We start from the raw sequence: 13,262 nt of genomic DNA, 5'->3' as shown, positions 1-13,262 counted from the left end.
ACTCCGCCGCCGTCCGGCACCGGCTACAGCAACCGCCACAGATGGTCGTCCGTGCCGTTGTCCGCGAACTGCACCACCTGCGCGCTGTTCGCGGTGGACATCCCCGACACGCCGAGCACCTTCCCGCTGTGCCTGTTGAGCAGGAGGAACCAGCCGTCGCCCTTGTCCACCTGCCGCCACAGGTGGTCGTCGGTGCCGTTGTCCTCGTACTGGACGACGATCGCGCTGTCGGCCGTGGACATGCCGTCCACGCCCAGCACCTTGCCGCTGTGCCCGTTGCGGACGAGGAACCAGCCGTCACCCCGGTCGACGAACTGCCAGGCGTGATCGCCGGTGGGCGTGTTGTCGTACTGCACCACCCGCGCGCTGTTCGCGGTGGACATGTTGTCCACGGCGAGCACCTTGCCGCTGTGCTTGTTCTGGACGCGCCGGAAGGGCGGTTCCGGCGTCCAGGGGCGGCCGTCCGGCGCGGCGGTCGGGAAGCCGCTGATACGGAGCCGGGCCGCGCCCATCGGGACGAGCGTGACGCTCTCCACCGGGGAGTCGGAGCGGGCGGGGCTGCGCTGGAGCGGGGCGACCACGTGCTCGTCGTCCGCGACCCACTCGGCGACACGGCGGGCCCGCGCCGTCATGCGCACCGGCGTGCCGTCCTGGGCGAAGGGGTTCGCCGCGACGGGACCTCCGCTGCGGGTGAACTCCGGCGTACTGCCGGGCACCAGACCGTAGTTCCAGGGCGTGGTGGCGTGCACCTCGTACTCGGGGAAGGCGTCGTCACCCGCGTAGCGCACATAGTTCTCGCCGATGCGCAGGGCGTAGGTGAGGGGGCCGTGCTCGACGCTCACCGCGTCCTGCCCCGCGCTCCAGGTGCGCAGCACGGTGCGCTGGGGGAGACGTAGCGTCACCGTGTCGCCGCTCGACCACTGGCGGTCCACCACGGTGAAGGAGGGACCCGGTGTCGCCGCGTAAGCCTTGCCGTTCACGGTGAGTTGGGGATCGGCGCACCACCCCGGCACCCGCAGATGGAGCGGGAAGCGCACCGCGCGCGGGGTCGAGAGCGTGAGGCGGACGGTCTCCCCGAACGGGTAGTCGGTGTCCTCGGTGATCGTGACCTCGGTGCCGCCCGCCACCGTCGCGCGCACCGCGCAGGGGGAGTAGAGGGCGGCGGCCAGTCCGCCACCGGGCGCCGCGAGCCACAGCTCCTCGCTGAAGTACGGCCATCCCATGCCGTAGTTGTGGGGGCAGCAGCGGTACTGGTCGACGCCGGGCTGGAAGGACTGCATGGCGAAGCCGTTCTGGAACTGCCCTTGTGTCTTGGTCCTGTTGTCGAGGTCGACGCTGTTCGCGCTGGTGATGTAGTGCACCGCGCGGCCGGCCGGGTCGAGTGCGGCGGGCAGCAGGTTGAAGGCCAGCTCCTCGCAGCGGTCCGCCCACACCGGATCGCCCGTGATCCGGGTCAGCAGCTCGTGACTGGCCATGAACTCCACGATGCCGCAGGTCTCGAAGCCCTGCCGGGGGTCGCCGAAGCCGGGGCGGAGGTTCTCGTCGCCCGCGAAGCCGCCGCCGGGGAACTGCCCGTAGGAGCCCATCACCTGGTCGTAGACCTCGTACGCGGCTCTGGTGTCGGACGTCGAGCCGGAGCGGCGGGCGTACTGGGCGCCCTCGCGGAAGCCCTGCGCGATGTTGACGTTGTGCGGGGTGGGCAGCGCGGCCGTCCAGTCGGCGCCGTAGCCGTGCATCTTGTCGGCGAGGTCGAGGAGGAAGGCGTCGCCCGTGCGGTCGTACAGCCACAGGGCGATGTCCAGGCCGTCGCCCCAGCGGTAGGAGACCCAACTGTGGTCGAACGCGCCCTTGCCCTGCGCGTTCATGAAGGTCAGGAAGCGGGTCAGGAAGGGCACGATCCGCGCGTCGCCGCTGTACTCCTCCCAGGTGCGCAGCGCCATCAGCAGCGGCAGGAACGGCCAGAAGTCGGGACCGCCGTCAAGGGAGGTGCGCAGCGCGCGGGGACCGAAGAAACCGTCGGACTGCTGGGTGGCCAGGACCGCGTCGATCCAGCGCCGGGAGTTCGCCAGCGCGTGGTCGTCACCGGTGGCGACGGCGAGCGGGACGTACCCCCGCAGCCAGTACGGCAGTTCCTCCCACCCGGCGTTCTCCGGGTGCACCCAGCCGGTGGAGGCGAAGTCGAGGAAGTGCGAGCGCTGCTCGTAGCGGCCGAACAACCCGTCGAGCAGCGACTGGAGTTGGCCCGCGAGCCAGCCGCGTGCCGTGATGCTGCCGGGGCGCAGCCGGGTGAAGGCGGCGGGGGCGAGCGCGCGGGGTGAGCGGCCCGCGGCGACGGCAGGAGGGGCGAGGCGGACCGACAACGCGGCCGAACTCAGCGCCAGGGCGCCGCCGGTGAGGAAATGACGTCGAGCGAGAGGCATACGGCGCTCCTGAGGAGTGGGGGAAGAAACGCGCGGCCCGCCCCGGGGAGGCGAGGCGGGCCGTGCGGGTCAGGAGGTGCAGGTGAGCGTGCCGTTCTCGGCGCCCTTGATCAGCGCCTCGTGTGCGGCGTGCAGCCGCTTCGCGTCGGGCTTGAGGACCTTGCGGTCGTAGGTCATCAACCCGTTCAACTCGCCCTCGACGTCCGTGATCTGGGTGTACACGGCGCCGTTGCCGCCCTTGCAGGCAGCGAGCTGCTCGACCTCCTTCAGGCGGTCGAGGTACACATCGGTGTAGGTCTCCGGGGTGACGCCCACATAGGTCATCTGGACCGGGAAGGCGTGTCCGGGGACACCCAGGCCGAGACCGCCGTACTCGCCGCTGACCAGGGCCCGTTTGCCGTCGGCCGCCGGGAGTTGCGGGCTCGGATAGCCGTGGGCGTCGGCGATGTCGCCGTTGCCGCCGTCCACTGCGCCGCAGCAGTTGAGACCGCTCATGTTGTTGATCAGGCGGGTCGGGTCGAGGGACTTGGCGTAGTCCGCGATCCGGGCCTGGTCGTACTGCCCCCAGCCCTCGTTGAAGGTGACCCACATGATCACCGAGGGGTGGCTGTCGTGCTGCTGGATCATCTGCTTGAGCTCGTGCTCGTACTCGGTGCGGGCGGACGCCGACGGGTTGACCGTGTTCATCGCCGGCATGTCCTGCCAGACCAGCAGACCCAGCTTGTCCGCCCAGTAGTACCAGCGGTCGGGCTCGACCTTGATGTGCTTGCGCACCGAGTTGTAGCCGAGCTGCTTGTGGACCTTGAGGTCGTAGGCGAGGGCGTCGTCGGTCGGGGCCGTGTAGAGACCGTCGGGCCAGAAGCCCTGGTCGAGCGTGGCCATCATGTAGACCGGCTTGCCGTTGAGCAGCGTGCGCTGCTTGCCGTTCACCGTCTTGACCTCGATGGAACGCATACCGAAGTAGCTGCCCACCCGGTCGACGGAACCGCCCCTGCCCACGGTGACCTTGAGCTTGTACAGATGCGGGTCGTCCGGTGTCCAGGCGTGCGGATGCGGCACCGGAACCTTCAGCGCCGTACCGGTGGTGCCGTGCGCCCGGCCCACCTCGCGGCTGCCGTCGTAGGCGACCGCCGTGACCGGCACACCGTCCCGCACCCCGCGCACGTCCACCGCGACCGAGCGCTTGGCGAGATCCGGGGTGGTCTTCACGTCGGCGGCGTGGTCGCGGGCGACCGGTTCCATCCACACCGTCTGCCAGATGCCCGAACTCGGCGTGTACCAGATGCCGCTGGGGTCGAGGCGCTGCTTGCCGATCGGCGGGTTCTCGCCGCTGGCCGCGTCGGTCGGGTCGTAGACGCCGACGATCAGCTCCTGCGAGCCGGACTTCTTCAGCGCGTCCGTCACGTCGACGCTGAACCGGTCGTAACCGCCCTTGTGCTCACCGACCTTGCGGCCGTTGACGTACACCACGGCCTGCCAGTCCACGGCGTCGAAGTTGAGCTGGAGCCGCTGCCCGTGCGCACGCCAGTCGGACGGCACGGTGAAAGTCCGCTTGTACCACATGCGGTCCTCGTGCCGTTCGACCCCGGAGAGCTGGGACTCCACCGGGTACGGCACGAGGATCTTCTCGGCCAGCTTCTTGCCCGTGGGCGGCTGCTCGCCCGCCTTGGCACCGGCGAACTCCCAGGTGCCGTTGAGGTTCTTCCACGCGTCACGGGTCAACTGCGGGCGCGGGTACTCCGGGTGGGCGTTCTTCGCGCTCACCTTGTCCGCCCACTTGGTGCGGAGCTGGTAGGTCGAGTTGTTGGTGCCGGTGCTCCAGAAGTCGCTCACGGCGGTGCCGTCGGCCTCGGTCAGACCGCCCTTGCCGTCGTAGCGCAGGTCCGCGTAACCGCCGTGCCCGCCGACGACCGGCTCGCTGAGCGGGACGACCAGCTTGGACGGGTCGGAGGCGTCCAGACGGGCGGTGCCGCGCGGCCACGCCGAGCCGCCGACATCGATGTCGAGGTGTCCGTCGAACCCGGCCGGGGGAGCGGCGAGCGGGCGGTCGAAGTTCAGCACGAGGGTCTTGCCGTCGGGCTGGATGGCCGCGCTGTTGGGGCCGTTGTAGGTGAAACCGTCGGGCAGCGTGAACGCCGACTGCGGGATCGCCTGCTTGCTGCCGCCGGGCGGCGTCCAGCGCACATGCAGGTTCGAGCCGCCGTAGTGCTCGAAGTACTCGACCTTGAAGTCGTAGGCGTGGCCCGCCTCCAGGGTGACGGGAGCCGAGGTCTGCTCCTTGTCCCAGTCGTCGACCCAGTGGTCGATCACGGACTTGCCGTCGATCCAGAGCCGGAAGCCGTTGTCACCGGTGATCGAGAAGACGTGCGCGCCGCTCGTGGTGGGCGTGAGCTTGCCGGTCCAGCGCACGCTCACGTCGTCCTGCTGCCCGGTGCGCGCCTTCAGGCGCGGTTCGAGGTCGGGGAAGTCGAGGCCGGGGTCGAAGGTGGTCGCCTTCAGGGTGGCGAAGTCGAAGGCGCCGGGGGCGGATTGGGTGTAGTACTCGCCCTTGAGCCCGTGGGCCGTGGCGGACTCGGCGGCCGTGTCGGCCGCCCGGGGCTCCGCGGGGGCGGCCTTGGAGCCGACCGCACCGGCCAGCACCAGCGCCATGGCGGTGAAGGCGGAGGCCAGCCAGCGGCCGGGACGGAATCTGCGGTGGGGGAAGGAGGGATGCACGTGTACCTCCGGTGGGAAACGGAGTTGCGGGTGCGTGCTCTGCCCGTGCTTCGGAACATCTTGTATAACGTTGGAAACAAGGGCAGTTGGCATGAGAACACGCCTCCTGCGCTCTGTCCAGGTGTCTGACACGAGGCGTGGGAGGACAGCAGATGCGCGTGAGCCTGAAGGACGTGGCCGAACGTGCGGGGGTCTCCGTGAAGACCGTCTCCAATGTGGTCAACGACTATCCGCACGTCACACCGGCCATGCGGGCCCGCGTCCAGCAGGCCATCGACGAACTCGGCTACCGGCCGAATCTGACCGCCCGTCACCTGCGCAAGGGGCGAACCGGAATCATCGGCCTGGCCGTGCCCGAACTCGGCAACTCCTACTTCGCGGAGCTGGCCGGCGCCGTCATCGACGCCGCAGCCCAGCACGAGTACACCGTGCTGCTCGACCACACCCAGGGACTGCGCGAACAGGAGATCCTGGTCTGCCAGGGCTTCCGCGCCCGGGTCATGGACGGACTGATCCTCAGCCCGCTGGAGCTGGAGACCGAGGACCTCGCCGCCCGCCGCGACGACGCGCCCCTCGTCCTGCTCGGCGAGCGCCGCTACGACCTGCCCTACGACCACATCGTCATCGACAACATCGCCGCCGCCCGCGCCGCCGTGCGCCATCTGCTCTCCCTCGGACGGCGCCGCATCGCCTTCCTCGGCGCCCGCCAGGACCGCCTCCACCAGCCCGCCCACCTGCGGTTCATCGGCTGGCAGGCGGAACTGGCCGCCTCCGGGCTCGTCGCCGACGAACGCCTGGTCGCCACCACCCGGGGCTGGGGGCACGAGGACGGCGCGCGCGCCATGGCCGCGCTGCTCGACGCGGGGGAGCAGCCCGACGGGGTGTTCGCCTACAACGACCTGATCGCGCTCGGCGCCATGCGCGTACTGTTCGAGCGCGGGCTGCGCATCCCCGAGGACGTGGCGGTGGTCGGCTTCGACGACATCACCGAGTCGCGCTACGGCGCCGTCACGCTCACCACCGTCTCCCCGGACAAGGTGGCCATCGCCCGCCTCGCCGTCGAGTCCGTGGTCGGCCGCCTCAAGGGTGAGCACAACCACGAGGCGCCCCGACCGGCCCGCCAACTCCAGCCCGGCTTCACGCTCGTGGAGCGGGAGAGCACCCTCGGGCGGCGCGTCCGTACCGACTGACCAGCACAAATACCGTGCGGCAAGGGTGAGTTGGCCCGGATTGCGGTTGGATGACGTGCTGTCCGAGGTGTTTACACGGCCCTTGCAACGATGTAAAAAGCATCCTGATCTGGTCACCGCCGGACCGGCCTTCCGCAGTCCCGAAGTGGGGTAATCCGCATGAAGCCGCACTCCCGCAGCACCACCAGAACCATCCTCGCCGTGGGTCTCACCGCCAGCCTGGCGCTCGTCGCCGCCTGCACCAAGTCCGAGGACGACAAAGCCTCTTCGGGCAGCACCGCCGTGAACAACGACGCGGGGAAGCAGGTCGCAGAGGGCAGCGGCGGCAAGACCTGCGTGATCGGCGACTACGGCGCCGACAAGCTGGACCTCTCCAAGACGGTCGTCGGCTTCTCGCAGTCCGAGAAGGAGGCCAACCCCTTCCGCATCGCGGAGACCGCCTCCATCAAGGCCGAGGCCAAGAAGCGCGGCGTCAAACTGCTCACCGCCAACGCCCAGTCGCAGTTCTCCAAGCAGATCAGCGACGTCCAGGACCTCATCGCCAAGGGCGCCAAGCTCCTCGTCATCGCCCCGCTCAACTCCGACGGCTGGGACCCGGTGCTCCAGTCCGCCCGCGCCAAGAAGATCCCGATCATCACGATCGACCGCCAGATCAACGCCACCCCCTGCAAGGACTACGTGAGCTTCATCGGCTCCGACTTCGTCCAGCAGGGCCGCCGCGCCGCCGACCAGCTCATCGAGGCGACCGGCGGCAAGGGCGAGATCGCGATCCTGCTCGGCGCGGCGGGCAACAACGTCACCACCGAGCGCACCAAGGGCTTCGAGGAGCAGATCAAGGCCAAGGCTCCCGGACTCAAGGTCGTCTTCAAGCAGACCGGCGAGTTCACCCGTGAAAAGGGCCAGTCGGTCACCGAGCAGCTCATCCAGTCCAAGCCGGGCATCAAGGCGATCTACGCCGAGAACGACGAGATGGGCCTCGGCGCCGTCAACGCCCTCAAGGGCGCGGGCAAGAAGCCCGGCGCGGTGAAGATCGTGACCATCGACGGCACCCGCAACGCCGTCCAGGGCATCGCGGACGGCTGGATCAGCGCCGTCATCGAGTCCAACCCGCGCTTCGGACCGCTCGCGTTCTCGACGCTCGACTCCTTCACCCAGGGCAAGCCGGTCGGCGAGGACATCGTCATCAAGGACAGCCAGTACACGAGCGCCAACGCCAAGGCCGACCTCGACAAGGCTTTCTGAGCCCGCAAGGCAACCGCGAGCCCCGCACGACCCGTTGAGTTCGACAGGGCTTGCCGACGGCTCGACATCGTGAGGCGCCGGGGGAACCACCGCTCCCGGCGCCCCGAGCAGGCACGTCGCCCATGACCCCCATGGAGAGCAGCCGTGACCGCACCTCCCGACGAAGTACTCGCCGTACGCGACCTGACCAAGCGCTTCCCCGGTGTACTGGCCCTGGACGGGGTCACGTTCACCCTCCGGGCCGGCGAGACACACGCCCTGGTCGGCGAGAACGGCGCGGGCAAGTCCACCCTGATCAAGGTCCTCACCGGCGTCTACCGCCCCGACGAGGGCGAACTGCGCTACCGCGGCGAGCCGGCCGCCTTCTCCACGCCGCTCGCCGCGCAGCACGCCGGGATCTCCACGATCTACCAGGAGGTCAACCTCATCCCCCTGATGAGCGTGGCCCGCAACCTCTGCCTCGGCCGCGAACCGCGCACCCGGCTCGGACTGATCGACTTCGCCCGGATGCATCGCGAGGCGGCGGAGACGATGGCCGAGTACGGCGTCCACGTCGACGTCCGCCGCCCCTTGCGCGAACTCGGCGTCGGCGCCCAGCAGATGGTCGCGCTCGCCCGCGCCGTCTCCGTGGACGCCCGCGTCGTCGTCATGGACGAACCCACCTCCTCGCTCGAACCCCGCGAGGTGGAAACGCTGTTCGGCGTCATCCGGCGGCTGCGGTCCCAGGGCATCGCCGTGCTCTACGTCAGCCACCGCATGGACGAGCTGTACGCCGTCTGCGACACGGTCACCGTGCTGCGCGACGGCCAACTGGTGCACACCGGACCGCTCGCCGAGACCGGTCGCCTCCAGCTCGTCTCGCTCATGCTCGGCCGGGAGACGAGCGAGGTCAGCGCGGAGGGCGTCACCAAGTTCGCCGGAAGCCACGACGCGGTCACCGAACCGGTGCTCAGGGCGGAGAAGTTGAGCAGGCGGCACCTGCTGCACGACGTCTCCGTGGACATCCGCCCCGGCGAGGTCGTCGGACTCGGCGGACTGCTCGGCTCGGGGCGTACCGAGACCGCCAAGGCCATCGCGGGCGCCCTCGCGCTCGCGGGCGGCCGGGTCACCGTGGCCGGACAGCCCGTGCACACCGGCTCCACCGGCGCCGCGATCCGCGCCGGGATCAGCCTGCTGCCCGAGGACCGCAAGACCGAGGGGATCGTGCCGGGTCTGTCCGTCCGGGAGAACATCGCGCTCGCCGCGCTGCCCCGCATGTCCCGCTTCGGACTGGTCTCCGAGGCGAGCGTGGACCGCGTGGTCGACACCTTCATGAAACGCCTGCGGATCAAGGCGGCGAGTCCGCACCAGAAGGTCGGCGAACTCTCCGGCGGCAACCAGCAGAAGGTGCTCCTCGCCCGCTGGCTCGCCATGCAGCCCAAGGTGCTGCTCCTGGACGAACCCACCCGGGGCATCGACGTGGGCGCCAAGGCCGAGGTGCAGAAACTCATCGACGAACTGGCCGAGGACGGCCTCGGCGTCCTGCTGATCTCCTCCGACGTGGAGGAGCTGGTCGAGGGCTCCGACCGCGTGGTCGTCCTCCGGGACGGCGCCGTCGTCGGCGAGCTGACCGGCGACGACGTGAGCGAGGACCAGTTGATGCGGGCCATCGCCGAGGCGGCCGAGGAGGAGCCCCGCCATGACTGAACTCGCCCTCGACAGAAGGGCTTTCCCCGACCGGACCGCGGTGGTCGCCTGGCTCCAGAACTACGGCGTCTATCTCGGACTCGTCGTCCTGCTGCTGTTCAACGTGCTCTTCACCGACCACTTCGTCTCCGGGGAGAACTTCCGCACCCAGGCCGTCCAGGTCGCCCCCGTCCTGATCGTCGCGCTCGGTATGGCGCTGGCCATCGGCACCGAGGGCATCGACCTGTCGGTGGGCGCGGTGATGGCGCTGGCCACCTCCGTCACCTCGCTCTACCTCGGGTACGGTCCCTGGCTCGCGCTGCTCATCGCCATGGTCGGCGGCGCCGTCGTCGGACTCGCCAACGGCTCCCTCGTCGCGTACGTCGGCGTGCAGCCCATCGTCGCCACCCTCGCGCTCATGGTCGGCGGGCGCGGCATCGCGCTCGTGCTGCTGCCCCAGCTCAAGGACGTGCGCGACCCCACCATGGCCTCGCTCGGCTCGGGAAGCGTCCTCGGCATCCCCTACCTGGCGCTGATCGCCGCCGCCCTGGCCGTGATCGTCGGCTTCGTCGTGCGCCGCACCATCTTCGGCCGCCGCCTCCTCGCCGTCGGCGACAGCCGGCCCGCCGCCCAGCTCGCCGGACTGCCGGTGCGCGGCGTGCTGATCGCCGTCTACGTCTGCTCGGGCGTCCTCGCGGCCATCGCCGGGTTCCTCGCCACGGCCCGCCTCCAGGCGAGCGACCCCAGCTCGCTCGGCAACCTCATGGAACTGTCCGCCATCACCGCCGTCGTGGTCGGCGGCACCCCGCTGACCGGCGGACGCGTGAGGATCGGCGGCACGGTGGCCGGAGCCGTCCTCATCCAGCTCCTGACGGCCACGCTCATCAAACACGATCTGCCCACGTCCTGGACGCAGATCGCCCAGGCACTGGTCATCGTGCTCGCGGTGTACGCGGCACGGGAGAGGGGCAAGCGGTGACCAGCACCAAGGAACACCCCACGACCGCCCCGCAGGCGGCACCCCCCGAGGACAGCACCCGGCGCGGCGACCGCATCGCCGCCCTCGCCCAGCGGCACGGCGCCCTGGTGGCGCTTGTCGTCCTCGCCGCCGTCGCCTCCCTGTCCTTCGACTCCTTCGCCACCGGCGACAACCTCGGCAACATCGCGGTCAACTCCGCGTTCCTCGCCACCGTGGCGCTCGGCATGACCTTCGTCATCGTCAGCGGCGGCATCGACCTCTCGGTCGGCTCCGTCTTCGTCCTCGGCGGGGTCCTCGCCGCCTGGGGCTCGCAGTACGGCACGGTCGTCGCCCTCCTGCTGCCGCTCACCGTCTGCGCGGTGATAGGGCTGGTCAACGGGCTTCTCGTGGCCCGCACCGGACTCGCGCCGTTCATCGTCACCCTCGCCTCGATGCTCGCCGCCCGTGGCATCATGCTCGCCATCACCGACGAGGGCGCCGACACCTACCTCGTCGCCAAGGGCTCCTTCTTCGCCACCCTCGGCCAGAGCAAGCTGCTCGGCGTGGCAACACCCGTATGGATCACCGCCGTTCTGTATCTGGCGGGCGGCGTCCTGCTGCGCCGCACCGCCTTCGGGCAGCGGGTCTACGCCATCGGCGGCAACGAACAGGCCGCTGCCCTCATGGGCGCCCCCGTCGCCCGCACCAAGATCGCCGTCTACACTCTCTCCGGTCTCCTCGCCGGACTCGCGGGAGCCCTCAGCGCCGCCTACCTCGCCTCCGGCGTCACCATCCTCGGCTACGGCATGGAGCTGGACGCCATCGCCGCCGTCGTCATCGGCGGCACCCTCCTCACCGGCGGACTCGGCTACGTCAGCGGCTCCCTCGTCGGCGTGCTCCTGCTCAAGGTCATCCAGAACGTCATCAACCAGATCGGCTCCCTGGACTCCGCCTACCAGCAGGTCGCCAGCGGGGCGTTCCTCGTCCTGGTCGTCATCGCCCAGACGTGGCTGGCGAGGCGGCGGCGGGTGGGGTGAGGACGGAGCTTCACGGCACTCGCGCTTGACGGCACGCGCGGCTCGTGGCGTTCAGCACGCGCGGCTCGCGTTCACGGCGGCGGGTTCTCAGCCCGCCGCCGTCAACGCCTCCAGTGCGCTCGCCTGGGTACGCCAGTCCACCGGGTTCGGCGTCGACCCCGCCCAGCGCGCGCCCAGCCGGTTCAGCGCGTCCCGGTCGGTGCCCCACACCGAGTCGGCCTGCCGGGTGAGATACGTGCGGTAGGCCGACGATCCGGTGGCATCCGCGAGATCCGCGAGATGCCTTACGAACACGCCCTTGAACTGATTCTGGTTGTCGTCGCACGACGCGGACCCGATGTCGCAGGACTCGGTCAGCACACCGTTCCGCGTGAGCTGCGAGGAGGTCGTCGCCGCGTCCGCGAGCCGCCGGGCGGTGTCGAGATAACGGCTCTGCCCGGTCGACCGCCACAGCTCGGTGAACGCGCCGATCGCCAGCCCCTGGTTGTAACTCCACACCGTCTGGCCGTTGTTCGCGCACGACGCGTTCAGCCCGTCGTTCACCAGACCCGACGCGTTGATCATCCCGCTGTTGAGGTACCAGTCCGCCGCCGTCGTCGCCCGCGCGCCCCACGTCGTGTCGCCGGACACCCGCTGGTGCAGCGCGGTCACCAGCCAGAGATACAGCCCGTTGGTCACCGCGTTCTTGTACGTGCGCTCCCGGTTCCACCACACCCCGCCGCCGCAGGTGCCCGTGTCCCAGTACTGCTGCACGTAGTTCGTGATGGTGACCGCCTCGTCCAGATACCGCTTCTCGTGCGTGTAGTCGTACGCGTCCACCCACGCCACCGCCCACCACGCCGCGTCGTCGATGGCACGGCTGATGAAGTGCCCCTCGATCGCGTCCGAACTGCGGGCGCCCGCCGGGAAGACGCCGTTGTTCTGCTCGAAGGTCCGGGCGATCACCCAGTCGTAGTCGTGCCGTCCGCCGGCGCGCGCGAAGTCGATCAGCGAGGTGAGCGCCACCGCCGAGTTCCACCAACTACTGCGCCACCAGCCCTCGTTGACCTGGTACGACGCCACGAGCGCGTCCGCCGCGGCACGCGCCCGGGTCGGCACCGGACGTGCCCACGCCGTGCAACTGCCGTCCTGGTGCGACGCCTCCCGGCCGCACGCCCGCACGGCGCCGCCGTACAGCAGACCGCGCGGATCACGGGTGGCGAACATCTTGGTACGCGCCGAACTCGCCCCGGACGTCACGGAGATACGCCCCAGCGACGATCCCTCCGGCCAGCTCCCGCCCTCGTCCCAGGACCGGTCGAGCCAGATCTCGTCCCCGGCGCCGCCGTTCTCGACGACACCCCAGGCGGTCCCGTTGGTCGGGTCCATGTGGAGGCTGATCGTGCGGCCGTACAGCGTGGTCGCGGGCACGGGGCGCGTGTCGCCCGCCGCGGTCGCCGGATCGGCGCCGTCACAGGCCGAGCCGTCGCACACCTGTGGCCGGAACCAGTCCGTGCAGGTCACCGCCCCGGCGTCCCCGCACGCCCGCACCCAGCCGCGCCGGTGTCCGACCGGGTCGGTCACGTTGTACATCAGCGTCCGCGTACCGGTCCACGACCCCGGGATGCTCGCCTTGCCCAGCAGCCCGTCCCAGGTGGATCCTCGGTCCCAACTCCGGTCCAGCCAGACGGAATCCCCCTGCACCCCCTGGTCGATGCTCGCCCACACCATGTCGTCCGCCTCGGACACGTGCAGCCGCAGTACCCGCCCGTTGATGTTCCGGTCGCCCACCGGAAAGCTCTCCTGCTTCGCCTTCGACGGATCGAGCGTGTCACAGGCCAGCGCGCACACCGCCGTCGCCGCGACGGACGACGTGGGCAGCGCGAGAAGCCCGCCCAACGCGAGGGCCAGTGCGAGAAGTCCGCCAAGGAGGCGATGTCTGCGAGTCGGCATGGCGCGTCCGTCCTGTCGGTCGTCCGTTCGTCCAAGGGGCCGAGCATCCGAGTGATCCGAAACTTTCCAACGTTGAACCACTCCGGTCATGTGCACGACAGCA

8 protein-coding genes are annotated in these 13,262 nt (G+C 70.1%); 5 read left to right on the top strand and 3 right to left on the bottom strand.

What is annotated here, in order from left to right; translation table 11 throughout:
- Window positions 1-23 precede the first annotated feature (23 nt).
- Both IF655_RS28880 and IF655_RS28875 read right to left on the bottom strand, forming a co-directional pair.
- Window positions 24-2,420 (bottom strand): beta-L-arabinofuranosidase domain-containing protein, encoded by a 2,397-nt coding sequence (locus IF655_RS28880; protein ID WP_199588095.1) that lies wholly within the window; start codon window positions 2,418-2,420, stop codon window positions 24-26.
- Between the two features lie 69 nt (window positions 2,421-2,489).
- On the bottom strand, window positions 2,490-5,069 hold the full coding sequence (locus IF655_RS28875; RefSeq protein WP_199588119.1) for a PA14 domain-containing protein: 2,580 nt from the start codon (window positions 5,067-5,069) through the stop codon (window positions 2,490-2,492).
- 218 nt (window positions 5,070-5,287) lie between these two features.
- Between IF655_RS28875 and IF655_RS28870 the strand changes: the two genes are divergently transcribed.
- The 5 genes from IF655_RS28870 to IF655_RS28850 all read left to right on the top strand — a co-directional run bounded on the left by IF655_RS28870 (window position 5,288) and on the right by IF655_RS28850 (window position 11,227).
- Complete coding sequence (locus IF655_RS28870) at window positions 5,288-6,325, top strand: LacI family DNA-binding transcriptional regulator (protein WP_199588094.1); 1,038 nt, start codon at window positions 5,288-5,290, stop codon at window positions 6,323-6,325.
- Between the two features lie 159 nt (window positions 6,326-6,484).
- A complete protein-coding gene (locus IF655_RS28865; protein WP_199588093.1) occupies window positions 6,485-7,567 on the top strand; it encodes an ABC transporter substrate-binding protein in 1,083 nt (360 codons plus the stop codon).
- 144 nt (window positions 7,568-7,711) lie between these two features.
- Complete coding sequence (locus IF655_RS28860) at window positions 7,712-9,253, top strand: sugar ABC transporter ATP-binding protein (RefSeq protein WP_199588092.1); 1,542 nt, start codon at window positions 7,712-7,714, stop codon at window positions 9,251-9,253.
- Window positions 9,246-10,211 carry an ABC transporter permease gene (locus IF655_RS28855; RefSeq protein ID WP_199588091.1) on the top strand — a complete coding sequence of 322 codons (966 nt, stop codon included), beginning with the start codon at window positions 9,246-9,248 and terminating at the stop codon, window positions 10,209-10,211. Before IF655_RS28860 ends, IF655_RS28855 begins: the two co-directional genes overlap by 8 nt.
- Window positions 10,208-11,227: an ABC transporter permease gene (locus IF655_RS28850; protein ID WP_199588090.1), complete on the top strand. Its 1,020-nt coding sequence runs from the start codon at window positions 10,208-10,210 to the stop codon at window positions 11,225-11,227. The genes IF655_RS28855 and IF655_RS28850 overlap by 4 nt, the downstream gene beginning before the upstream one ends.
- Window positions 11,228-11,314: 87 nt before the next feature.
- Here the strand turns inward: IF655_RS28850 and IF655_RS28845 are convergent, their stop codons facing one another.
- A complete protein-coding gene (locus tag IF655_RS28845; protein ID WP_199588089.1) occupies window positions 11,315-13,159 on the bottom strand; it encodes a glycoside hydrolase family 76 protein in 1,845 nt (614 codons plus the stop codon).
- Window positions 13,160-13,262 lie beyond the last annotated feature (103 nt).

Origin of the sequence: Streptomyces sp. DSM 110735, from assembly GCF_016482685.1 — a bacterium.
Classification (GTDB): domain Bacteria; phylum Actinomycetota; class Actinomycetes; order Streptomycetales; family Streptomycetaceae; genus Streptomyces.
The sequence above is the reverse complement of the archived record's forward strand: the minus strand, read 5'-3'. Positions and strand labels throughout refer to the sequence as shown.

Bases quoted from the DNA above. Each gene is read 5' to 3' on its own strand.
- IF655_RS28870 (WP_199588094.1), top strand. From the start codon at position 5,288: ATGCGCGTGAGCCTGAAGGACGTGGCCGAACGTGCGGGGGTCTCCGTG.
- IF655_RS28845 (WP_199588089.1), bottom strand. From the start codon at position 13,159: ATGCCGACTCGCAGACATCGCCTCCTTGGCGGACTTCTCGCACTGGCC.
- IF655_RS28875 (WP_199588119.1), bottom strand. From the start codon at position 5,069: ATGGCGCTGGTGCTGGCCGGTGCGGTCGGCTCCAAGGCCGCCCCCGCG.
- IF655_RS28855 (WP_199588091.1), top strand. From the start codon at position 9,246: ATGACTGAACTCGCCCTCGACAGAAGGGCTTTCCCCGACCGGACCGCG.
- IF655_RS28865 (WP_199588093.1), top strand. From the start codon at position 6,485: ATGAAGCCGCACTCCCGCAGCACCACCAGAACCATCCTCGCCGTGGGT.
- IF655_RS28880 (WP_199588095.1), bottom strand. From the start codon at position 2,420: ATGCCTCTCGCTCGACGTCATTTCCTCACCGGCGGCGCCCTGGCGCTG.